At 42.8% G+C, this 23,152-nt stretch carries 25 protein-coding genes; 14 read left to right on the top strand and 11 right to left on the bottom strand.

Features of this window, described 5'->3' with window-relative positions:
• Nucleotides 1–78: 78 nt before the first annotated feature.
• The 3 genes from ACWM1W_RS08460 (at nt 79) to ACWM1W_RS08450 (ending at nt 3,958) form a co-directional block, all read left to right on the top strand.
• Complete coding sequence (locus tag ACWM1W_RS08460; RefSeq protein WP_375725860.1) at nt 79–2,103, top strand: oxidoreductase; 2,025 nt, start codon at nt 79–81, stop codon at nt 2,101–2,103.
• 266 nt (nt 2,104–2,369) lie between these two features.
• On the top strand, nt 2,370–2,780 hold the full coding sequence (locus ACWM1W_RS08455; protein ID WP_214002218.1) for a nuclear transport factor 2 family protein: 411 nt from the start codon (nt 2,370–2,372) through the stop codon (nt 2,778–2,780).
• A 71-nt stretch (nt 2,781–2,851) separates the two neighbouring features.
• On the top strand, nt 2,852–3,958 hold the full coding sequence (locus ACWM1W_RS08450) for a YheT family hydrolase (RefSeq protein WP_375725861.1): 1,107 nt from the start codon (nt 2,852–2,854) through the stop codon (nt 3,956–3,958).
• 61 nt (nt 3,959–4,019) lie between these two features.
• Here the strand turns inward: ACWM1W_RS08450 and ACWM1W_RS08445 are convergent, their stop codons facing one another.
• On the bottom strand, nt 4,020–4,475 hold the full coding sequence (locus tag ACWM1W_RS08445; RefSeq protein ID WP_375725872.1) for a hypothetical protein: 456 nt from the start codon (nt 4,473–4,475) through the stop codon (nt 4,020–4,022).
• A gap of 228 nt (nt 4,476–4,703) precedes the next feature.
• On the opposite strand from ACWM1W_RS08445, the gene ACWM1W_RS08440 reads away from it, so the two are divergent.
• From ACWM1W_RS08440 to ACWM1W_RS08410, 7 genes are all read left to right on the top strand, one after another.
• Nucleotides 4,704–6,344 (top strand): CTP synthase, encoded by a 1,641-nt coding sequence (locus tag ACWM1W_RS08440; protein WP_104426986.1) that lies wholly within the window; start codon nt 4,704–4,706, stop codon nt 6,342–6,344.
• Between the two features lie 31 nt (nt 6,345–6,375).
• Complete coding sequence (kdsA, locus tag ACWM1W_RS08435; RefSeq protein ID WP_375725862.1) at nt 6,376–7,233, top strand: 3-deoxy-8-phosphooctulonate synthase; 858 nt, start codon at nt 6,376–6,378, stop codon at nt 7,231–7,233.
• 64 nt (nt 7,234–7,297) lie between these two features.
• On the top strand, nt 7,298–8,587 hold the full coding sequence (gene eno / locus ACWM1W_RS08430; RefSeq protein ID WP_034171067.1) for a phosphopyruvate hydratase: 1,290 nt from the start codon (nt 7,298–7,300) through the stop codon (nt 8,585–8,587).
• 7 nt (nt 8,588–8,594) lie between these two features.
• Nucleotides 8,595–8,984: a septum formation initiator family protein gene (locus ACWM1W_RS08425; protein WP_004783752.1), complete on the top strand. Its 390-nt coding sequence runs from the start codon at nt 8,595–8,597 to the stop codon at nt 8,982–8,984.
• The gene (gene ispD, locus ACWM1W_RS08420) at nt 8,953–9,666 is read left to right on the top strand and encodes a 2-C-methyl-D-erythritol 4-phosphate cytidylyltransferase (RefSeq protein WP_312087901.1); all 714 of its coding nucleotides are present in this window, start codon (nt 8,953–8,955) and stop codon (nt 9,664–9,666) included. Before ACWM1W_RS08425 ends, ispD begins: the two co-directional genes overlap by 32 nt.
• A gap of 100 nt (nt 9,667–9,766) precedes the next feature.
• Nucleotides 9,767–10,906: a rod shape-determining protein RodA gene (gene rodA / locus ACWM1W_RS08415; protein ID WP_375725863.1), complete on the top strand. Its 1,140-nt coding sequence runs from the start codon at nt 9,767–9,769 to the stop codon at nt 10,904–10,906.
• 138 nt (nt 10,907–11,044) lie between these two features.
• Nucleotides 11,045–11,404 carry a hypothetical protein gene (locus tag ACWM1W_RS08410; RefSeq protein ID WP_375725864.1) on the top strand — a complete coding sequence of 120 codons (360 nt, stop codon included), beginning with the start codon at nt 11,045–11,047 and terminating at the stop codon, nt 11,402–11,404.
• Nucleotides 11,405–11,450: 46 nt separating this feature from the next.
• Here ACWM1W_RS08410 and ACWM1W_RS08405 read toward each other — a convergent pair whose 3' ends face one another.
• The 10 genes from ACWM1W_RS08405 to ACWM1W_RS08360 form a co-directional block, all read right to left on the bottom strand.
• The gene (locus ACWM1W_RS08405; protein ID WP_004783744.1) at nt 11,451–11,753 is read right to left on the bottom strand and encodes a cyd operon YbgE family protein; all 303 of its coding nucleotides are present in this window, start codon (nt 11,751–11,753) and stop codon (nt 11,451–11,453) included.
• Nucleotides 11,754–11,756: 3 nt separating this feature from the next.
• Nucleotides 11,757–11,858 carry a cytochrome bd-I oxidase subunit CydX gene (cydX, locus tag ACWM1W_RS08400; protein WP_004783742.1) on the bottom strand — a complete coding sequence of 34 codons (102 nt, stop codon included), beginning with the start codon at nt 11,856–11,858 and terminating at the stop codon, nt 11,757–11,759.
• 24 nt (nt 11,859–11,882) lie between these two features.
• Nucleotides 11,883–13,028, bottom strand: coding sequence for a cytochrome d ubiquinol oxidase subunit II (gene cydB / locus ACWM1W_RS08395; RefSeq protein WP_180003736.1), 1,146 nt, complete (start codon nt 13,026–13,028; stop codon nt 11,883–11,885).
• Nucleotides 13,025–14,644 carry a cytochrome ubiquinol oxidase subunit I gene (locus tag ACWM1W_RS08390; protein WP_104426032.1) on the bottom strand — a complete coding sequence of 540 codons (1,620 nt, stop codon included), beginning with the start codon at nt 14,642–14,644 and terminating at the stop codon, nt 13,025–13,027. Before ACWM1W_RS08390 ends, cydB begins: the two co-directional genes overlap by 4 nt.
• Nucleotides 14,644–14,835 (bottom strand): cytochrome oxidase putative small subunit CydP, encoded by a 192-nt coding sequence (gene cydP, locus ACWM1W_RS08385; protein ID WP_004783737.1) that lies wholly within the window; start codon nt 14,833–14,835, stop codon nt 14,644–14,646. The genes ACWM1W_RS08390 and cydP overlap by 1 nt, the downstream gene beginning before the upstream one ends.
• 429 nt (nt 14,836–15,264) lie before the next feature.
• Nucleotides 15,265–16,317: a porin gene (locus ACWM1W_RS08380; protein ID WP_104426033.1), complete on the bottom strand. Its 1,053-nt coding sequence runs from the start codon at nt 16,315–16,317 to the stop codon at nt 15,265–15,267.
• A 344-nt stretch (nt 16,318–16,661) separates the two neighbouring features.
• Complete coding sequence (locus ACWM1W_RS08375; RefSeq protein ID WP_034171073.1) at nt 16,662–17,075, bottom strand: HIT family protein; 414 nt, start codon at nt 17,073–17,075, stop codon at nt 16,662–16,664.
• A 31-nt stretch (nt 17,076–17,106) separates the two neighbouring features.
• Complete coding sequence (locus ACWM1W_RS08370; RefSeq protein ID WP_004783731.1) at nt 17,107–17,373, bottom strand: YARHG domain-containing protein; 267 nt, start codon at nt 17,371–17,373, stop codon at nt 17,107–17,109.
• A gap of 83 nt (nt 17,374–17,456) precedes the next feature.
• Nucleotides 17,457–18,329, bottom strand: a complete 873-nt coding sequence (locus ACWM1W_RS08365; RefSeq protein WP_375725865.1) for an NAD(P)-dependent oxidoreductase — start codon at nt 18,327–18,329, stop codon at nt 17,457–17,459.
• A 55-nt stretch (nt 18,330–18,384) separates the two neighbouring features.
• Nucleotides 18,385–19,482 carry an alpha/beta fold hydrolase gene (locus ACWM1W_RS08360; RefSeq protein ID WP_375725866.1) on the bottom strand — a complete coding sequence of 366 codons (1,098 nt, stop codon included), beginning with the start codon at nt 19,480–19,482 and terminating at the stop codon, nt 18,385–18,387.
• Between the two features lie 142 nt (nt 19,483–19,624).
• Here ACWM1W_RS08360 and ACWM1W_RS08355 point away from each other — a divergent pair, with 142 nt between their 5' ends.
• The 4 genes from ACWM1W_RS08355 to ACWM1W_RS08340 all read left to right on the top strand — a co-directional run bounded on the left by ACWM1W_RS08355 (nt 19,625) and on the right by ACWM1W_RS08340 (nt 23,115).
• A complete protein-coding gene (locus tag ACWM1W_RS08355; RefSeq protein ID WP_375725867.1) occupies nt 19,625–20,812 on the top strand; it encodes an O-succinylhomoserine sulfhydrylase in 1,188 nt (395 codons plus the stop codon).
• A 28-nt stretch (nt 20,813–20,840) separates the two neighbouring features.
• Nucleotides 20,841–21,170, top strand: a complete 330-nt coding sequence (locus ACWM1W_RS08350) for a YbaB/EbfC family nucleoid-associated protein (RefSeq protein ID WP_375725868.1) — start codon at nt 20,841–20,843, stop codon at nt 21,168–21,170.
• 13 nt (nt 21,171–21,183) lie between these two features.
• Nucleotides 21,184–21,780 carry a recombination mediator RecR gene (recR, locus tag ACWM1W_RS08345; protein ID WP_004783720.1) on the top strand — a complete coding sequence of 199 codons (597 nt, stop codon included), beginning with the start codon at nt 21,184–21,186 and terminating at the stop codon, nt 21,778–21,780.
• Nucleotides 21,781–21,972: 192 nt separating this feature from the next.
• Complete coding sequence (locus ACWM1W_RS08340) at nt 21,973–23,115, top strand: ribonuclease D (protein WP_034171077.1); 1,143 nt, start codon at nt 21,973–21,975, stop codon at nt 23,113–23,115.
• Nucleotides 23,116–23,152 lie beyond the last annotated feature (37 nt).

Genomic DNA, 23,152 nt, shown 5'->3' with positions numbered 1-23,152 from the left:
TAAGACTGCTGCTTGATGGAAGTAAATCAGTCAGCCTGAATAAAAATAGCCAGCACATCTGCACGCTAAGGAGTTGAAATGTCTAAATATCCGAATTTACTTGCCCCACTGGATCTGGGTTTTACCACGCTTAAAAACCGTGTCTTGATGGGCTCCATGCATGTGGGCTTAGAAGAAGCACCGGGCGGTTATAATCGGATGGCTGCCTTTTATGCAGAACGTGCCAAGGGTGGTGTAGCCTTAATTGTCACAGGTGGTATTTCGCCGAATGATCATGGCGTCACTTTTCAGGGTGGTTCCAAGCTCGATACGATTGAAGAAGCTGAAAAGCATAAAGTGATCACCCAAGCTGTACATGAAGCTGGCGGGAAAATTGCCATGCAGATTCTGCATACCGGCCGTTATTCTTATCAGGCGGAAAATGTTGCGCCGTCTTCAATTCAGGCACCGATTAATCCAGTCAAACCGCATGCTTTAAGCTCGGCTGAAGTGCAGCAGACCATCGATGATTTTGCCAACTGTGCCAGACTGGCTCAGTATGCAGGTTATGACGGTGTCGAAATCATGGGCTCAGAAGGTTACCTGATCAATGAGTTCATCGCAGCACGTACCAATCATCGTGATGATGAATGGGGTGGCAGCTATGAAAACCGTATCCGTTTCCCGATTGAAATTGTACGCCGTACCCGTGAAATGGTCGGTGAGAACTTTATTATTATTTATCGTCTTTCGATGCTGGATCTGGTTGAAGGCGGTTCAACTCTAGAAGAAGTAATCCAACTCGCCAAAGCCATTGAGAAAGCGGGCGCGACGATTATTAATACCGGTATTGGCTGGCATGAAGCGCGTATTCCGACCATTGCTACTAAAGTGCCACGTGCGGCCTTTACCTGGGTTACGCGTAAGCTAAAAGGTCAGGTGAATATTCCTCTTATTACCTCTAACCGTATTAATACCCCGGAAATGGCAGAATATGTCCTGGCTACAGGTGATGCCGATATGGTGTCAATGGCACGTCCAATGCTGGCAGACTCTGAGTTTGTCTTAAAAGCAGAACAGGGCCGTAGTGATGAAATCAATACCTGTATCGGTTGTAACCAAGCCTGTCTGGATCATATTTTCTCGATGAAAATTGCCACCTGTCTGGTGAATCCACGTGCTTGTTATGAAACCGAACTGATCTTTAAAGAAACCACTGTAGCGAAAAATATTGCAGTGATTGGTGCGGGGCCGGCAGGTTTAAGCTTTGCCATCTATGCAGCAGGTCGTGGCCATCATGTCACTGTATTTGAAGCTTCAGCACAGATTGGTGGGCAATTTAATATTGCGAAGACCATTCCAGGTAAGGAAGAGTTTTATGAAACCTTACGTTATTTCAAACGTCAGATTGAGTTGCAACCACGTATTCAATTGAAATTAAATTGCACCGCGACCTTTGATCAGCTGATTTCAGCCGAATTTGATGACATTGTGGTTGCCACTGGGGTGACACCGCGTCAGCTCGATATTCCTGGAATTGATCATCCTAAAGTATTGTCTTATCTGGATGTACTAAGAGAGCGTAAACCAGTCGGCCAGCGTGTAGCGATTATTGGTGCAGGTGGTATTGGCTTTGATACAGCCGAGCTGCTCAGTCATGGGACCGAAAGTGGCAGTGTCAATCCGGAAAAATTCTATGATGAATGGGGGATCGACACTAACTATGAAAATGTTGGTGGACTTAAGACAGCCAATCTAGAACAACCTGAACGTGAAATTTATTTATTGCAGCGTAAAGCAGCTTCTGTCGGTTCAAGTCTGGGTAAAACCACAGGCTGGATTCACCGTACTGGCTTAAAACATCGCAATGTCAAAATGATTGCCGGTGCAAGCTATGAAAAAATCGATAATCAGGGCTTGCACGTTATAGTGAATGATCAACCTGCAGTATTAGACGTAGATAATGTCATTATCTGTGCTGGTCAGGAATCTTATACCGCCATGTTTGATGAACTGAAAGCTGCCGGTAAAAACGTACATCTCATTGGTGGTGCGAAAGAAGCAGGTGAGCTGGATGCTAAACGTGCGATCCGTCAGGGTGCTGAATTAGCTGCGGTGATTTAATAGCCTTCAAGTCCTCTCCCTCTGGGAGAGGGCTGGGATGAGGGTAATAAATTACCTCTCGCTCAGCTTTTCCTTCTAAGAGAAGGAACTTTTGTTTAAAGACAAAAGCTGTCCAAAAAAGAATACTCCTCCCTTTATAAAAGGGAGGTTGGGAGGGATTTAAATATAAAGAGAATCCCCCTAACCCCCTTTATTAAAGGGGGAAATTTCATTATTAAAACGAAGAAAGCGTATAGATAGAACTCTAAAAATAAAAGGAATCTAAAATGACACTTGAAATAACAAAACAGGCTATTACACGCTGGCATGAAATGTTGGAAACACGTGATATGTCCATATTGAATGAACTCCTCGCGGATAATGTCGTATTCCGCTCGCCCGTGGCTTTTCAGCCTTATCCCGGGAAACAGGTTGTATTTTTTATCTTGACCAATGTGATTCAGGTCTTTGAAAACTTTACTTATCACCGTGAATTTCTTAGTGAAGATGGTAACAATGTTGTACTTGAGTTTTCCGCCAATGTCGGCGATAAGAAACTTAAGGGAATCGACATGATTCAGTTCAATGATGAAGGTCAGATCATTGATTTTGAAGTAATGATCCGACCAAAATCTGGACTTGAAGCCTTAGCTGTAGAAATGGGCCAGCGGATTCAGGCTTATCAGGCTAATACTTAATTTCCTAAAATTGATTCAAGTCGGCATGAAGTTTGTACATCACTGATAGAAAACTAGAGGGGAGAATACAGATGAAAATGTGGCTTAAAAAAATGAGTCAACTTTCAAGTGAATATCTAGACCGCTTTAGCGGAGCGGATCTTCCAACACTTTATTATAATCCGAATGGTTTATTTTCTGGTGTGATTGAACGATTACCACTTTTAAAACAGAAATATCGTCCAACACCGTGGTTATCGAATGCGCATGCGCACATTTTATATCTGGACTTGATAAAAAAACGCATGATTAAGCTGCAATATGATGTGCTTGAGCAGCTGAATATGTCCGATGGCGGCATTACTGGCATTGCCTGGTATGGTTTAGATTTACCGCCAAGTACACCTACTATTGTGTTATTACATACCATTACCGGTTCTCCGGAATCCATGCGGGAGCTGGTACGTGACCTGCATAACTATACAGGCTGGCGTGTTGCCCTGTGTTTGCGCCGTGGTCATGCTGACCTGCCAATGCCTGTGCCAAAAATGAACCTGTTTGGCTCCACTCAGGACTTGCGTGAACAGCTGCTCTATATTCAGGACAAATTTCCTCAATCCGATCTCTATGGTGTGGGTTCTTCTGCGGGTACAGGACTGTTAGTTCGCTACTTGGGTGAGGAGGGCGAGCAAACCCCGCTTAAAGCAGCCTTTGCCTTATGCCCAGGTTATAATACCGAAACCGGTTTTGCTTATGTGCATCCGTTTTATAGCAAAGTCATGGCTAAAAAACTGATCAAACGTTTTATCCACCCTTATCAGGAAACCTGGCAGATTTATCCTTCATGGAAGCAATTGCTTGAGGTGAAAGACTTGTCTGAATTTGAACAGCACTACTATGAGCTGGCAGGCTTTTCAGACTATGAAAGCTATACCAAGGCCACCAACCCGATTTATGTCTTTGAAAATGTCAAAATTCCATTAATGATTTTGAACTCGGAAGATGACCCGGTCTGTCATATCAAGAATCTGGAACCGTATAAGGATGCCATTCGAGCTATGCCGAATATTGTAGTCGTCACCACTAAAAAAGGCAGCCACTGTGGCTTTTATCAGGGTTTAATGCAGACAGAATCATGGGCCACTCGTCTGATGGCAGAGTATTTACTGCAACTTTCCGATACTCCAACGGCAGCTTGAAAGAGATTTTTAAACCATAAAAAACCCAGCATAAGCTGGGTTTTTTTGATGAAGGATTATATTAGTTTTCAAGTGCTGGCATAGCAGCAGCAATCGCATCTGCAACTGCATCATCTTCAGACTTGTTTGCAGAAGATGAGTTGTTTTTAGGAGCGGCTGGTGTTGCTGCAGGTTTTGCAGGCTGCTCAGTACTTGAATTTGTTTCAGCTGCAGGCGCAGGCTCTGATTGAGCAGGTTCTGGTTTTTTAACTTCACGGCGAATTTCAGTTGTAGTATTCGCAGTTTGTTCGCGCTGGATTTCAACAGTCGGTGTTGCTGGTGCTTCTTCAACCGGTTCAACTGGTGTTGATTCTAATGGTTCAACAGGCTCAAGTTGTACAGGTTCCGGAGCAACCACTTCAGATGCTGGAGTAACTTCGGTTTGTTCTTCTTCTTTTGGAGCTTCTTTTTTTACACAACCAGTCAGTGTAAGGCCAGTCAGGATCAGGGTACAGATTAAAAGTTTCTTCATCATCATTGCATCAAACAGAATAGTGTAGGGTGTGAATGCTCCTATTATAGCAGCAAAATGCAATATATAAATCATATGAACTTACTGTAATTTTTTTAAGGAATTGCTGTTAGAATAGTCAATTGTTTATTGTTCTTTGATTTGATGCGGATTGACTTTGCTTTATTGGTACAAGGTAAAGTAAAATTGCGCAACATTGCAGGCCGATTTAGGCTCGATTGTACGAGAAACCCAATGACCCATTTTATTTTCGTGACTGGTGGTGTTGTTTCATCACTAGGTAAAGGTATTTCAGCTGCTTCTGTTGCTGCACTTTTAGAAGCCCGTGGTTTAAAAGTGACCATGGTAAAAATGGATCCATACATTAATGTCGATCCAGGGACTATGAGCCCATTCCAGCACGGTGAAGTTTTTGTTACAGAAGACGGTGCTGAAACAGACTTAGACTTGGGTTACTACGAACGTTTCTTGCGTCGTGCGAAAATGACCAAACTGAATAACTTTACATCAGGCCGTGTTTACCAGGATGTTCTGAATAAAGAACGCCGTGGTGACTACCTAGGTGGTACTGTACAAGTTATTCCACACATTACTGACAATATCAAAGAACGTGTACTTCGCGCTGGCGAAGGTTATGACGTTGCGATCGTTGAGATCGGCGGTACTGTAGGTGACATTGAATCTCTCCCATTCATGGAATCTGTACGTCAGTTAATGGTTGAACTTGGTCATAAACGTACGATGCTGATGCACTTAACGTTACTCCCATACATTAAGTCTGCAGCAGAATTAAAAACTAAACCAACTCAACACTCAGTAAAAGAACTTCTGTCTATTGGTATTCAACCAGACATTTTGATCTGCCGTACTGAACATGATGTTGATGCAGATACGACGCGTAAAATTGCTTTGTTCACTAACGTAGAAGCGCGTGCAGTAGTCGTGTGTAAAGATGCACGTACGATCTACCAGATTCCACGTACTTTCTATGAACAGAATGTTGATGATCTCATCTGTGAACGTTTTGGCTATGACAATCTTCCAGAAGCAGACCTGTCTGACTGGGATAATGTGGTAGAAGCTTTACTGAACCCTGAATACACTGTACGTGTTGCAATGGTGGGTAAATATGTTGAACTTCCAGATGCCTACAAGTCTGTGAACGAAGCACTTTTACATGCGGGCATTCAAAACCGAGTGAAAGTTCAGATCGACTATGTCAATGCTGAAGAACTTGAAAGCCAAGATGTCAATGAAGTATTGAAAGATGCGGATGCGATTCTGGTTCCGGGTGGTTTCGGTGAGCGTGGTACTGAAGGCAAAATGAAAGCGATTCGTTTTGCACGTGAAAACGGTGTGCCATTCCTGGGCATCTGCTTGGGTATGCAGCTTGCAGTGATCGAATATGCACGTAACGTGGCGGGTATCACTGATGCGACTTCAACAGAATTCAACCGCTCAACCAAATCTCCATTGATTGGTCTGATTACTGAATGGTTGGATGAGCGCGGTGAAGTTCAACAGCGTTCAGTAGATTCAGACCTTGGCGGTACCATGCGTCTAGGTGCACAGAAGTCTGAACTGGTACCGGGTACCAAGACTGCTGAAGTGTATGGTTCGGATGAAATTATCGAACGTCACCGTCACCGTTACGAGATGAACAACCGTTATATCCCAGTGCTGGAAGAAAAAGGCATGAAGATTTCTGGTTACTCTCCGGTACAACATCTGGTAGAAACTGTTGAAATTCCTGCACATCCTTGGTTTATTGCAGTACAATTCCACCCGGAATTTACCAGCTCGCCACGTGATGGACATCCATTATTTGCCGGTTTCATTGATGCTGCAAAAAAACAGTACCAAAAAACCAAATAATGCGAGTTTAAGACACAACTAGGAAGTTTGAATGTCACAATTAAAACCACAAGAAATTGTACGTTTAGGCGATATACAAATGGCAAACCACTTGCCATTTGTACTATTCGGCGGCATGAACGTACTTGAGTCGAAAGACTTAGCTTTTGAAATTGCAGAGACTTATGTTGATATCTGCAAGCGTTTAGATATTCCATATGTCTTTAAAGCAAGTTTTGACAAAGCCAACCGTTCAAGCCTGAACTCATTCCGTGGGCCTGGCCTCGAAAAAGGAATCGAGTGGTTAGCCGATATTAAAAAACATTTTAATGTACCAATTATCACTGATGTACATGAGCCGTATCAGGCTACTCCTGTGGCAGAAGTTGCTGACATTATTCAGCTACCTGCATTCTTAAGTCGTCAGACTGACCTGGTTGAAGCGATGGCAAAAACTGATGCCATCATCAACATCAAAAAAGCCCAGTTCCTTGCTCCGCATGAAATGCGCCACATTTTGTATAAATGTCTGGAAGCAGGGAATGACAAGCTGATTCTTTGTGAGCGTGGTTCAGCCTTTGGTTACAACAATCTGGTTGTAGACATGCTGGGCTTCGACATCATGAAAGAAATGAATGTGCCAGTATTCTTTGATGTAACGCATGCATTACAAACTCCAGGCGGTCGTGCTGACTCGGCTGGTGGTCGTCGTGCGCAGATTACTACACTGGCGCGTGCCGGTATGGCAACTGGTCTTGCAGGCCTGTTCCTGGAAGCACATCCGGATCCGGAAAAAGCCAAGTGTGATGGTCCTTGCGCATTGCGCCTGTCACAGCTTGAGCCTTTCCTGGCGCAGCTGAAAGAATTAGATACCTTGGTCAAAGGTTTCGCAAAGCTAGATACACATTAATTCAATATACATTGATGCGTCTTTTTTGACGCATCATTTTTATTAATCAACTGAGGAATAGTTCATGAGTCAAATCGTTGACATTCGTGCACGTGAAATTTTGGACTCTCGTGGTAATCCAACCATCGAAGCAGACGTTATCTTAGCATCTGGCGTAGTTGGCCGTGCATGTGCACCATCTGGTGCTTCAACTGGTTCTCGTGAAGCTTTAGAACTTCGTGATGGCGATAAAGCACGTTACCTAGGTAAAGGTGTTAAAACTGCAGTTAACAACGTAAACACTCTGATTCGTGATGCGTTAGTGGGTAAATCAGTATTCGAACAGAAAGACATCGACAATACGATGATCGCTTTAGATGGTACTGAAAACAAAGAAAAATTAGGTGCAAACGCAACTTTGGCAGTATCTCTTGCTGCTGCGCGTGCTGCTGCTGAAGAAAAGAAAACTCCGCTTTACCAATATATCGCAGATCTTCGTGGTCAAAAGATTTTGACCATGCCTGTTCCAATGATGAACATCCTGAACGGTGGTGCTCACGCAGACAACACTGTTGATATTCAGGAATTCATGATTGAGCCTGTAGGTTTCACTTCATTTTCTGAAGCGTTACGTGCGGGTGCTGAAATCTTCCATTCTTTAAAATCAGTTTTGAAGAAACAAGGTTTGAACACTGCAGTTGGTGATGAAGGTGGTTTTGCGCCAAACCTTCGTTCTAACGAAGAAGCTATTACTGTGATCCTGTCTGCAATCGAGCAAACTGGTTACAAGGCTGGTTCTGATATTATGCTTGCGCTTGACTGTGCATCTTCAGAATTCTACAAAGATGGTCAATATATCTTGGCTGGTGAAGGCAACAAATCGTTCACAAGCAACCAGTTTGCTGACTACCTTGCAGGTCTGGTAAACCAATACCCAATTATCTCCATTGAAGATGGTCTGGACGAATCTGACTGGGAAGGCTGGTCTTACCTGACTTCGATTCTTGGCGACAAGATCCAGTTGGTTGGTGATGACCTGTTTGTTACGAATCCTAAGATTCTTCAACGTGGTATCAACGAGAAAGTAGGCAACTCAATCCTGATCAAGTATAACCAGATCGGTACATTGACTGAAACTTTAGATGCCATCTACCTTGCGAAAGCAAATGGTTACTCTACTGTAATCTCTCACCGTTCAGGTGAAACTGAAGATTCAACTATTGCGGATCTTGCAGTGGGTACAGCAGCGGGTCAAATCAAGACTGGTTCACTTTGCCGTTCTGACCGTGTAGCGAAATATAACCAATTACTTCGTATCGAAGAATTGACTCAAGCTGCATATCGCGGTAAAGCTGAGTTCAAAGGTTTGAACTAAGCGACTTATGTCAATGTTAAATGTATTCGACTCCTTGATGAGTAAAGTACTGTTGGGCCTTGCGATCGTTCTGATCGCAGGGTTTCAATATTTATACTGGTTTGGTGAGGGTGGTTATAATGACCATCAGGCATTGACCCAGAAAATCCAGCAACAAGTAGAATTGAATGAAGAGCTAAAAGAACGTAATCGCGTTCTGGCTGCAGAAGTTTATGATTTGAAGAATGGTATTGAAGCCATCGAAGAACATGCTCGTCTCGATTTAGGTTTGATCAAGCCGCATGAAACCTTTGTACAAATGAGCACTATTAGTACTCAATATAAACCGATTTATCTTAATCCGAATAAAGTAGACCTGAGAACCAATGAATCAGCTGATGTTCCAACAACACCATAAATTGTGGGTTATTTTACCAGCTGCAGGTTCCGGTAGCCGATTTTCCAAAACCGAACTTAAACAATACCAGATGATTCAAGAACAGACCGTTCTTGAACATACGGTTTCGCGCCTGAATCAATTGCCATTAGCAGGTTATGTCCTTGCAATCGGTGCACAGGATGATGTTGCCAAGACTCTGCCACTTTCTCGTCTGGATAAAGCGCATTTTTGCTTGGGCGGTGCAGAACGCGTCAACTCTGTACTAAATGCCTTGGAATATTTATCTGAGATAGCTTCAGAAGAAGACTGGGTTTTAGTGCATGATGCAGCCCGTCCTTGTGTGAGTCAAAGCTCCTTGATTGATCTGGTCAATACAGCAATTCAAACCGATCAGGCGGCGATTCTGGCCATTCCTGTACGGGATACCTTAAAGCGTGTCGTAAAGAGTCATGATATTGAAACGACGGTAGATCGTTCAACTTTGTGGCAGGCGCAAACACCACAAATGGCGAAACTTGGAACCTTAAAACGTGCAATTCAGCAGGCACTCGCAGATGGTGCTACCATTACCGATGAAGCCAGTGCACTAGAACATATAGATGAACCAGTTCAAGTAGTACAAGGCCGCTCTGACAATATTAAAATTACCTATCCAGATGATCTGGAACTGGCCAAACTGATACTGGCTGCCCAGCGCTAAATATATTGCAATAAAAATGGAATAAATCAGTCAATGGCGATTTATTCCGGAGCACTTTAACTTATAATTTTGCCATCATGAATTTTCTACCCGTGGGCCAATGATCCCTTCTCAGCAGTATCGTTTTTTGCGGCAGTCCGCACGCGATGGACGTAGTATTAATCCCCAAAATGCCTCCCGATGGGCCAAGTCGCACCTTGATCCATGGCTGCTTTGCTTCCTGATTTTAAATGCGATCTTGGGTCTGATGGTGGTCTACAGTGCCACCTCGGAAGATTCCGGGATGGTGATCCGTCAGGCGATCAGTTTTGGTGTGGGCTTTGTGGTGATGTTTATCTGTGCCCAAGTACCACCTAAGGTTTATCAAGCTGCCAGTCCATATTTTTATATGTTCGGTATCTTTATGCTACTGCTGGTCTTTGTGATTGGTGAGAAGCGTCTTGGGGCAACCCGCTGGATTACGTTGCCGGGTGTGGGGAGTATGCAGCCGAGTGAGGTAATGAAGTTTGCCATGCCACTGATGATGGCCTGGTACTTTGCCCGTAAACCTTTCCCGCCGAAGTTTCTAGACATTGTCGGTGCTTTGGTGATTTTAGGCGTGCCATTTGTATTGGTAGCACTGCAACCCGATCTAAATATCGGTCTGGTGATTCCCGGGATTTTTGTACTATTCCTGAGCGGCATGTCATGGCGCCTAATTGCTGGAGCCTTTGCTGCTTTAGCTATTGCAGTGCCATTGCTGTGGATGTTCTTGTTGCAGGAATATCAAAAGAAACGGATTCTGACTTTATTCGATCCAGAATCGGATGCCTTGGGCGCAGGCTGGAACATTATCCAGTCCAAAATTGCCATCGGTTCGGGCGGGATTATGGGAAAAGGTTACTCACAAGGTACGCAGTCTCATCTAGGTTATCTGCCTGAACATCATACCGACTTTATTATGTCGACTTATGCGGAAGAATTTGGTTTTATCGGGGTGTTTCTTCTATTCAGCCTGTTTACGGCCATTATTATTCGCTGTCTGATTATTGGCATGAATAGCTTTCATAACTTTGGCCGTTTATACGCCGGTGCGATCGGACTAACTTTTTTCTTCTTTGTATTTTTAAACTCAGGCATGGTCAGTGGGATCTTACCTGTGACGGGTGACCCTTTGCCATTGATGAGTTATGGGGGGACAGCCGTGATTTCCATGTTGGCAGGGATGGGTATTGTGATGTCAATCCATACTCATCGTTAGAAAATTCAATGAAGTAAGTTTTCAAAGCCAGACCAGTTCTGGCTTTTTTATTACTCGTATTTGTTAAAAGTAGCTTTATGCTATAAATATTCAATAACTTAGATAAATCATATGCAATTTTTATTGTTGAGGGGGAAAATGAATAAATTAATGATAACCATTGGAATTTTCGGGTTATCTGTTTCAGCTTGGGCCAAACCACTGAGTCAGGCTGAATTTAAGGCAAAAACCAAACAAAAATATGATGAGTTGGAGTTAAAACTTGCTGTATTGAACTCATCGGTAGACCGACGTGAGCATACTGCACTTATAATTGCTAAAGCCTGTGAATATGCAACCGGTTTAAAGCAGTTAAAGTATCTATCAGAACAGAATCTGCATCTTGCGGCAGCGCAAGATGAATTCCAGTTTGTGAGTAAACTAGATAATCAGTTTACTCAATCTCTTCAGGATTTGGGAACTACCTATGAAACAGGCTGTGTTTCACAAAAAAAATAAAGAACAAAAAGCCCTCAAATGAGGGCTTTTTGTGGTTGTTTCATACTTAGCTAAGAAACCAGGTGTAATAACCCCAAAGCATTAAAGGCCAAGCCAGAAACGGACTAAATAGCCATTTCCAGAACCAGTACTGAGGGATAAAGCCAACTCCGTGAATAAAACCGCCTGAAATCCCGATCATGATAAACATCATGGCGCGGTGGCTATATTCCCCGTTGGCATCCAGCATCGCAGCAGGATGAACCAGCAACACCGCTGCGAGTGGAAAAGCCAATAGGCAAGAAATCACCATTGCAAAAGGGTTAGATTTTTTTTCTATCTTTACTTGTTCAACTGCAGCGTCTGTCATCTCTTATTTCTCATCCAGGTCTTGATGATTTTCAATATATAGTGCACTAAGTACACCGGCGAAACAGGCCATCAAAATGCCGAGAATCCATGCGAAATACCACATAATTTTATCTCCTAAGACACAGCCTTAGTACAGGCTGTGTGAATTCTCTTGAATATGTTTTTTGGTAATCACGCCCCACATCTTGTAGTAACACCAAGTGGTGTAGCACAGGATCAGTGGAACGAAGATGCATGCAGCTACGGTCATCACAGTTAAGGTATTTTGGCTGGATACCGCATCCCACATGGTTAAGCTTGCAACTGGGTTGATGCTAGATGGCATCAGGAATGGGAACAGGGCAAAACCGGCAGTCAAAATCGCACCGATCACCGCTAAAGATGAACCCAGGAAGCTCAAACCTGCTTTGGCTTTAGATGCAGCCAATACCACAATGATGCCACCTAAAATACCTGCAACTGGTGCCAGTATCGTAATTGGATAAGTGCTGTAGTTGTTCATCCAGCCTGGGTTGGCATTGGTCAGTACTTCTTTTGCTAGTGGATTAGCGATACCGTTAGTTTCGTAAGGAGTCACTAGCGTATAACCCTGGATACCACCGAAATATAACCATGCACCGACTGCCAGGAAAGCTACCAGATAAACAATCCCCATGATTTTGGTTGCTTTGGCAGAACGTTCACGTAAATCGCCATCTGTACGTAGCATCAACCATGCACCACCGTGTGCACACAGCATAGATAAGCTGACAACACCACATACCAATGCAAATGGATTGAGCAGGGCAAAGAAGCTGCCAGAATAAGTCGAACGAACTGTTTCGTCTAATGTAAATGGAACACCCAGGAACATATTGCCGAATGCAACACCGAAAACTAGTGCAGGCACAGCACCACCAACTGCTAGGCCCCAATCCCAGGCATTACGCCATTTGGTATTTTCCAGTTTAGAGCGATAGTCGAATCCTACTGGACGCAGGAATAAGGCAAACAGAACAAGCAGAAGTGCCCAGTACATACCAGAAAAGGCAGTTGCATAAACCATTGGCCAGGCAGCAAACAGGGCACCACCCGCAGTAATAAACCAGACCTGGTTACCATCCCAATGCGGGGCAATCGTATTGATTGCCGCACGACGTTCTTCATCATTCTGACCCACGAATGGCATGATCGCCATGGAGCCCATATCAAAGCCATCAGTCAGGGCGAAACCAATCAGCAAGACGCCAACCAGTACCCACCAGATTATTTTGAGGAGTTCGTATTCAATCATGATTGAACCTCGCCAGTTACGCCTTCTGGAAGAGCTGCATCTTCTTGATCGGCTGCTGCTTGAGAATTAGATTTTTCGAAGTGGTATTTACCGGTATGTAATGAACTTGGACCCAGACGTGAGAATTTAATCATCAGGTACATTTCAATAATCAGCAAGACAGTGTAGAACGCTGCTAATGCAATGATTGAACCCCATACATCGCCTGTGCTTAAGCTTGAAGTCGACAGATGTGTAGGCAGAACCTCACCAATAGTCCAAGGTTGACGACCTACTTCAGCAACAAACCAGCCAGTTTGTGCCGCAATCCATGGAAGTGGTAATGCAAATAATGCAAATTTTAATAACCAAGGTTTGTTTTCTGCATTGCGTTTAGCCACCGCAAAAGTTGCTAATACAAACAGAACCAGCATCAGGAAGCCAGAAGCGACCATGGCACGGAATGCCCAGAACAGGCTTGGTACATGTGGAATAGTATCTTTTGCTGCTGCCTTAATTTGCTCGTCTGAAGCATCTACAACATTTGCAGTATATTTTTTCAGAAGCAGACCGTAGCCTAAATCTTTTTGAGTTTCTGCAAATGCAGCTTTCAGCTCAGGAGACTGATCGCCAGCACGTAGTTTTTCCAGTTGTTCATAAGCTACCATACCGTTTCGGATACGACCTTCATGTTCTACCAGCAGGTCTTTAATACCGGTAACAGGAGTATCTACAGAACGTGTGGCGATGATGCCCATGACATAAGGAATTTTCACAGCATAATCGGTAGACATGGTTTCTTTATTTGGGAAGCCAAATAAAGTAAATGCTGCAGGCGCTGGTTCAGTTTCCCATTCTGCTTCAATCGCAGCCAGTTTGGTTTTCTGTACATCACCAATTTCATAACCAGACTCATCGCCCAGCAGGATCACTGAAAGGGTAGACGCTAAACCGAAAATGGCAGCAATCGCAAATGAACGGCGTGCAAATGGCAGGTCACGTTTTTTCAGCATGTAGTAACTTGAAATCGCCAGTACGAAGATGGCACCAGTCACATAACCTGCAGAAACAGTATGTACGAATTTAACCTGTGCAACCGGGTTAAAGATCAGTGCTGCAAAGTCCACCATTTCCATACGCATGGTTTCATAGTTAAATGCTGAACCAACCGGGTTTTGCATCCAGCCATTGGCAACCAGAATCCACAGTGCAGACATGTTAGATCCCAGTGCAACTAACCAAGTCACGCCCAGATGCTGTACTTTGGATAAACGGTCCCAACCGAAGAAGAATAAACCAATGAAAGTAGATTCAAGGAAGAAGGCCATCAAACCTTCAATAGCCAATGGTGCACCGAAAATATCACCCACATAATGCGAATAATATGCCCAGTTGGTTCCGAACTGGAACTCCATGGTCAAGCCTGTGGTTACCCCTAAGGCAAAGTTAATCCCGAACAGTTTTCCCCAAAACTTAGTCATGTCCTTGTAAATTTCTTTGCCGGAAATCACATAGGTGGTTTCCATGATAGCAAGCAGAAATGCCAGGCCTAAGGTCAGTGGAACAAAAATAAAGTGATACATCGCGGTCATAGCGAACTGGAACCGCGAAAGATCGACCACGCTTTCAGAAATCATCAACGTGTCTCCTTGATTTGGGAAGGATTGCCGGCGATACGCTCGGCGACTTGAGTGTCAAAATCTTTTGGAATAGTAGGCGCATCAAACCAAATATTTTTAATTACCAGAAGTAGAATGATCTTGATAATTAAAATCGCAGTAATCTCTCTTACTGTTTTTTGGTTTAAGTTTTTAGAAACTAAGCTCATGTGAACAAGCCTATTATGTGGTTTGTTATATATTATTAATCGATTGTAACTAAAAAATAAATAGACTAAATAGTTTAAATAAACATATATTTATAAGTTATTGAAAATATTAATAATATACTATTAAAAGTTTGATAATTATTCTAAATATTTGTGATTATTTTGTGTAAAAAACAGATTATTTAAATCTGACTAAAATGCTTATATTTATATTTTTAAAGTGGATTAATTTGCTTGGTTTAATTATTAAATAGATAAAATTAATCTGATTAAAATGGTTGGGATTTATTTTTTAATCTTATTAAATCTGACTATTTTGCTGGGGTTTTTATCCGGTTTTTATTCTAATTAAAATAGTCAGGATTAATTAAAAAATAAAAAAGAACCCGCATCAGGCAGGCTCTCTTCTAATATGAAATTGGGGAGGTTTTAGAAGTCGTAACGCATACCTAGAGAAAGACCTAGGCTGTCTTCACCGCGTACGCCACCTACAGCATTGGTACGAGCTTGTGCCCAAGGGGTAAGGTTTGAGTTTTCATCATTTAATACAGTTGCTATGTTGCCATAAACGCGAACTGTTGGATCTAAACGGTGCTCAAGTCCGATTGCCAGTAAAGTTGCATTTGCATCGTCCGCATCGACATCGCGGTGGAATACTTCACCACGGAATGAGGTTTTTGGTGCAAATTTATACTCACCGGCTATACCAAATACTTGTGCATCTGGGTTTGCTTCAGAATTATCGTGTTGAAGGAATTGGTATAAACCACCCAAGTTGAATTCAGGTGTGATTTTGTAAGCACCTGCGATACGGAAACCATCGCGCTCACCACGGGCAGCTTCTTCTTCATAGTGTTCATATGCAGCGGCGAAATCAACTTTACCTTCTTTATAGGTTAAAGCGAGGTCATAAGCCTTATCTTTATCTTTTTCACCATCCTTAGATGCATCCGGGCTGTTGGCTTCATGTAGGGAAAGTGCACCCAGAACATTAAATCCGTTGCCGAATTTTGGTGATTTATATTCAATCGTATTGGCATTACGTTCATCAAAACGCAGGTTGCCTACACGCGTGACGTTACGAACATCACCAACCATATCACCAAAGAAGTTGACCGGGCCACGTGCTACTTTGAATGGGCTGTCAAAACGGCCGATACGCGCTTGACCGAAATCACCTTTTAAACCAACAAAAGTATCACGAGTTGCAAATTCAACATCATCGTTTGCAGAACCACTTGCAAAGTTAATTTCCTGTTCGATTTGACCAAATACGGTCATACCATTTTCTAGTTTTTGTTCAGCTTTAAAGCCTAGGCGTGAAGAGTTTGAAGAAAGACCTACTTCGTTATAATCCTGGCCATCATCCAGATAATCTAAAGAAACGTGTGCACGACCATACACTTTAACATCAGCAGCAGCTGCCATTACTGGTGTTAAAATTGTTGCCCCGATTGCTAATGCAGATAACGTTTTTTTCATGTGTTGCTCCAATAAAGACTTTTTTATTCATCGTCTTAAAAACAAGTTTCAGTATTGTTTTGAAACATCTACTGCTCTATTGGTGCCAAGTATTCATTACAAATAAGTCAATATGATTAAGGAAATATTTCAGAAATATTAAAGACAATCATTGTCTTATTTTTTATAGAATTATGAGTGGGATAAGCAAGATTGATACAAATACAACTAGGCTCGGTGTTTGCTGTAAAACCTAAAAATAGGCTAGGTGACTTTTATTGATATTTTAGTGGCTTAATTCAAGGTGAAATACATCAGACATAAAAAATGGAGCCGAAGCTCCATTTTTAAATATTAAGAATAGCTTACAGGGCAGCTTTAATTTTCTCTGCCAGTTGCTTGATTTTTTCCTGATCGCCCATTTGTGCAGCATGTTTGCCAAGGTTGTGCAAAGAAGTAGGTACCAGATGGAAATGGACATGCGGAACAGTCTGACCCGCCGCAGCGCCAGAGAGCTGCATCAGTACAATGCCATCTACACCTAAACCTTTTTCAATCGCTTTGGCAATTTTTTGCACCACCTGAATGGTATAGGCTGCAATTTCAGGATCCAGGTCAAGCAAGGTAATTGCGGGTGTTTTAGGAATGACCAGAGTATGACCATCGGCCTGTGGCATGATGTCCATAAATGCAAGAACTTGGTCATCTTCATACACTTTAATTGCTGGAAGTTCACCACGCAGAATTCGTGCAAAAATATTTTGGTCATCGTAAGTCATAAGTGCATTCCTTGAGTAGAATTGAATTGTATTATTTACAGTTCAATTCTTTCTGACGTTCTTTGATCGCGTCAAGACGTTGCTGCTCTTTTTCTGAAAATTTTGGCTTGGTTGTGTAGCAATTGTCATTAAACTTTGCTTTTGCTTCAGGATCCTTGAAACAGAAACCTTTTGATGCATAAATGACATCATGGTCATTTTTCAATTTTTTGCATTCCTGTTCAGATGCAAGAACCGATGTTGAAGCCCCAAACAAAGTTGCAGAACCGACGAGTGCTACAACAAATAACTTATTCATAAGAGTTTCCTCAGGTATCACTGCATGTGGCTAGTCTATAGTCACAATATTAGGTTTGTTTATTATTATTCAATGGCGAGATATTACTCAATGGTAATATTACTCCATGATTCATACATTTTTACAGCACTGGAAAAGTCACTATTTTTATCCGACAGATTGCTAGCAGTTTGCATCAGACTTTGACCCAAAGCAAGAAGTGGCACTGCCAGTTTAGCATCACGCGCAAGATCAAGTGCAATGCCGGTATCTTTGGCCAAGAGAGGCAGGGCAAAGGTAACAGGAAAGCTACGGTTCAAAATACGCTGTGGTAAAACGGTTTCAGTCACATTGCTTTTGCCGCTTGATGCATTGATACAATCCAGTGCTTCATTCAGGTCAACCCCCTGTGCTTTCAGCGTGGTAAAGCCTTCTGCTGCCGCACACAGGTTTACAGCCAGTAACATATTATTTACCGCTTTTACCGCAAAGCCAGCACCTGATGTACCCACATGCTTAATTAATTTGCCAAAAGCCTGCATCGCTGGCAGGGCTTTTTCAAAGCCTTCTGCATTACCACCGACCATCACAGTCAATGTGCCATTTTCCGCACCAATGGTCTGGCCACTCACAGGCGCATCCAGGAAAATCACACCCTGTTCAGTCAGTGCTTCTTCTAGGCATCGGGCAGCGTCAGGAACACCACTGGTACAGTCTACCCAGATACTGCCAGCTTTAAGGCTGAGGCCTTGGATTAATGCTTCAACATCGGCACTGGTCGGCAGGCAGGAAAAAATAATATCTGCCTGAACTGCCTGTTCTAAAGCGACAGCTTGGGTGCCATATTTAGCAGCATGTTCTTCAGCCTTGGCGAAAGTACGGTTCCAGACATAGACTGTCTCAAAATGCTTGGGTAAATGCGCTGCCATGCGATAACCCATTGCGCCTAAACCAATAAATGCCACTGACTGAATCATGTCATACCCTCTGAATAAAATAATAAATACCTGAAAAATGCCGGCTCTTCCGGAATTAAGCATCTATCCTGGTTGAGCGTTGTGCCAGCCAGGTGGTCAATTTCGGCCAGAATGTATTGGCTGTTTTCTGATTGGACATCAGTCCAAGATGACCACCCGGGATAAGAGTAAACGTCTTATCGGTACTACTTGTCAATTCCATCAAAGGTTTAGCTGACTGTTCCGTAACAATCTGATCGGTTTTCCCAGCCCCGACCAGCAAGGAACAGTTAATATTTTTTAGATCAATCGTTCGGCCATTTAAAGTCATCGAGCCATTTTTTAAAGGGTTTTGCAGCCATAAATGCAGCACCATGTCCTGATTGATTCCGCCCGGATAATCAATCATCTTGTTCAGAAAATTGCCCATGGTGGCATGTTCATAAACATCTTCAACATTTTCCAGGTTCATCAAAAACTGCTTCTGGCTTTTAAACCAGCCAATCGGATCAAGCAGCTTAAATCCCAGTGCATTGATGATACCGGGCGAATGAATATATTCCTTGGGAATCAATCCTTGGTGAATCGCCCGTTGCAGGTTTTTATTTTTGGAAATGAGCTTATTGGTGGTGCTAAACAGCTTGCCAACCCGACCAGAGGCATAACTGTCAATCGGGCTGCCCAGTACGATCAGGTTTTTAACATGTTCAGGGGAATGCAGCGCTGTATAAAGCGTGACAAAAATTCCGGCCATACTCCAGCCATGCAGGGAAATAAACTGACTGCCTGAATGCGAGCAGATCCGTTCAATACCCTGAGGAATCGCGCCGTCAATAAAAGACAGAAAATTCAAGTGACGGTGTTTATAGCGGAAACGTTTCCATTCCATTAAATAGACATCAAAACCGCTATGCTGAAAATGCTTGACCAGTGAACGGTAAGGATACAGGTCATAAATATCCATATTGATCGCAAGAGGGGCAACAAAGACTAAGGGCTCATGGTACTTCTTTTCAGGCGCTGCATAATAGCGAATTTTGCAGAACTCAGTCGCAGCAATATATTCAAATGGCGTTTTTTGCGAAAGAATCAGAGAAGACGAGTTAAATAACCGGGCATTCAGGTGTTTTAATTTTTTCTTCTGGCGTTGAATATTTTGTTTTAACTGAATCATGTAAATAATTTATCCGTATACAAAGGAGAATTGGTCGAAGTCTAAGCAATAATTGCTTATTATGCCTTGACCTGAAATAGCTTAGACGCTCAAAATGTTGGCAATTTTTTACAAAAGGCAGCCTTTGGGCTGAAGTAAAGTGATGAGCCAGCAAGACGATTTTAACTATCAATTAGAAACTTTAGCCATCCGTACTGGTCACACCCGTAGCTTTGAGGGTGAGCATGGTGAACCGATTTTTCTAACATCGTCATTTGTTTATGAAAATGCGGCTGAAGCTGCAGCAAAATTTTCAGGCCAAGAGCCGGGTAATATTTATTCTCGCTTTACCAATCCAACTGTTGCCATGTTTGAAAAGCGTCTGGCTGCTTTAGAAGGCGCAGAACGCGCTGTTGCGACCAGCTCTGGTATGGCTGCGATTATGGCGGTGGCGATGGCTTACCTGAAAGTAGGTGATCATGTCATTTGTTCACGCGCCGTATTTGGTTCAACAGTCTCTTTATTTGAAAAATACGTGGCTAAATTTGGTGTCGCAGTTGAGTTTGTCGATCTGACTGATCTGGATGCATGGAAAAATGCCATCAAGCCAGAAACCAAATTACTCTTTGTTGAATCTCCGTCAAACCCACTGGCTGAAGTCGCGGATATTCAGGCTTTGGCAGATATTGCACATGCCAATGATGCATTGCTCGCGATTGACAACAGCTTCTGTACACCAGTGTTACAACAACCACTCAAATTTGGTGCAGACTTAGTCGTATATTCTGCGACTAAATATCTGGATGGCCAAGGCCGTGCACTCGGTGGCGCTGTGGTAGGTAACCACAAACTGCTTGAAGAAATCTTCGGTTATGTACGTACCACTGGTCCTTCTATGAGCCCGTTCAATGCCTGGGTATTCCTGAAAGGTCTAGAAACTTTACGTTTACGTATGCGTGAGCATTCTGCCAATGCACAAAAACTGGCAGAATTCTTAAATGCACATCCGAAAGTAGAAAAAGTTTACTATGCAGGTTTACCTGAACATGTTGATCATGAACTGGCTGCAAAACAACAAACCGGTTTCGGTGGTATCGTATCTTTCGAAGTGAAAGGTAGCCGTGAAGGTGCCTGGAAAGTAATTGACAATACCCAGTTCATTTCAATCACCGGTAATCTGGGTGATGTGAAATCAACCATTACTCATCCGGCAACAACCACGCATGGTAAATTGTCTCCAGAAGCCAAAGCAGCAGCGGGTATTCGTGAAGGTTTAATTCGCGTTTCTGTTGGTTTGGAAGAGATTGATGATATTATTCGCGACATTACACGCGGTTTAGATCTAATCTAATTTTATAAATATATGTTCGGAGATCTTTATGAACATTAATATGTTGATGCAGCAAGCACAGCGCATGCAAAAAGAAGTCGAAAACAACATGAAAAAAGCCAAAGAAGAGCTTGCGCAAACTGAAGTGCATGCTGAGGCTGGTGGCGGTCTGGTGAAAGTCACCATGACTTGCCGCAATGTGGTGAAACGTATCGAAATTAATCCTGAACTGCTACAGGACGATCCAGATATGATCGAAGATCTGATTGCAGCAGCGATGAATGATGGAGCACGTCAAGCAGAAGTGATCTCTGAAGAGAAAATGAAATCTGCAAACTCAGGTATGGGCTTACCACCTGGTCTGGCTGGTTTATTCTAAGGAAGTATGCGCAATGTTTAGTGATCGTTTTGATCAACTGGTTCAAGCATTACGCATTTTGCCAAGCGTTGGGCCGAAATCGGCCCAGCGTATGGCTTTGCATTTAATCATGAAAAATCGTGAAGGGGCGATTGGTCTGGCACATGCCTTGACTGAAGCAACCGATCACATTCATGAATGCTCGATCTGCCATTCATTGACGGAAGATGAAGTCTGTAATATCTGTACCTCAGTTGAGCGTGATGATGAACTGCTTTGTGTAGTGGAGTCACCGGCAGATGTTATGGCAATTGAGCAAAGCGGCAGTTTTCGTGGTAAATATCATGTTCTGGGTGGTCATCTGTCACCTCTAGATGGAATCGGGCCTGAAGAAATCGGTATTCCGTATTTACTGCAACGCTTAAGTCAGGGACAGATCAAGGAAGTAATTCTGGCCACCAATGCGACTGTCGAAGGACAAGCAACCGCACATTATCTGGTTGAAGCCAGTAAGCATTTACCAGTGCAAATGACGCGTATCGCTCAAGGGGTGCCTCAAGGTGGAGAACTGGAGTATGTCGATAGTCATACTCTGAGTCAGGCAGTGCATAACCGGATGCGAATTAAGTGAAATATTAATTATATTCTCTTAATATATAATATAAAAAATATATTAGTAAAAATATAAAATGTTTACTAGATAAGCTATGTTCGAAAAAAATATGGAACAAAAAGTATGATTTGGTTGTCACATTTTTATATAAAAATTCTATATATCGGGTAATATAGCTTCATCGAGCATCTAATTTTAGACTCAGTCTTTATGTTTCAATTTATTCAACATCAGTACGACTTAAATCATGTCCTGAACCTTATGGATCAAAATCCGGTCTATGGCCTGGATACAGAATTCATTAAGGTAGACACCTTGTGGCCAAAACTTGGTGTTTTTCAAATCAATGTCAATAACAATGTCTATTTGCTGGATGGAACAACACTGGATCTGAGTGAATTTCTGAACAAGATTTTTAATGCTCAACAGAATATTTTCCATGCCTGCAGTGAAGACATTGACCTGATTTACCATTACACCCAGAAAAAAGCCCTGAGTAATGTCTTTGATACACAGGTCGGTATGTCTTTCCTCGGACATGGTTTGCAGGTCAGCTATCAGAATGCCTTGAAACAGATGCTGGATGTCGATATTGAAAAAGATCAGACTCGCTCTAACTGGCTGGCACGTCCTTTAAGCTCTGAGCAGTTGCTGTATGCAGCCAATGATGTGCATTATCTGGTGCAACTGTCGGATAAAGTCAAACAGGATCTGGAAAGCAAGTATCTGCTCGATTTCGCTCTTGAAGATTGCCGTTTTTTGACCCATGAAATTGGTGAAGAAACACCGACTGCCTTGCTTTATCAGGATGTCGGTAATTATCGTCATTCACGCCGTCAATTAATGCAGTTACAACAACTGGCTGTATGGCGTGAGCAGATTGCCAAGGCGCTGAATCAGCCACGCAGCTTCATTCTGAAAAACTCGACCATGATTGATCTGGTAGAGAAATTCCCTCGCAATAATTTCCAGCTCAGTCAGATAAAAGACATCCGGGCCAATATTGTCCGCGAACATGGCAAGACCATTTTGGATCTGTTGAAATTCCTGCCTGATCAAGCCGAATGGCCGCTGCGTCTGGCACGTCCAATTCGCCATTCATCCAGAGAGATTGGCGAGAAGGTCGAAACAATGATCCAGAATATATCCAATGAAATCTCTGTACCGAAAGAAGTACTGATGCGAAAGAAATGGCTGAATGCCTTATATCAACATGTGGTATGTCATAAGGATGAACAGGATCTGCCAAACTACTTGCTCGGCTGGCGCTATGAGTTATTAACTCTGCCGCTAATTAAGGTATTGCATCAGGATGAGTCTTATCTGTCGACCCAGATGAAAGTAGTTGAGTGATTTTTACTGGATTGATTAAAGATAAAGCAATTATACA

It is taken from the genome of Acinetobacter sp. TW_SC_4 (genome assembly GCF_054861205.1).
The sequence above is the reverse complement of the archived record's forward strand: the minus strand, read 5'-3'. Positions and strand labels throughout refer to the sequence as shown.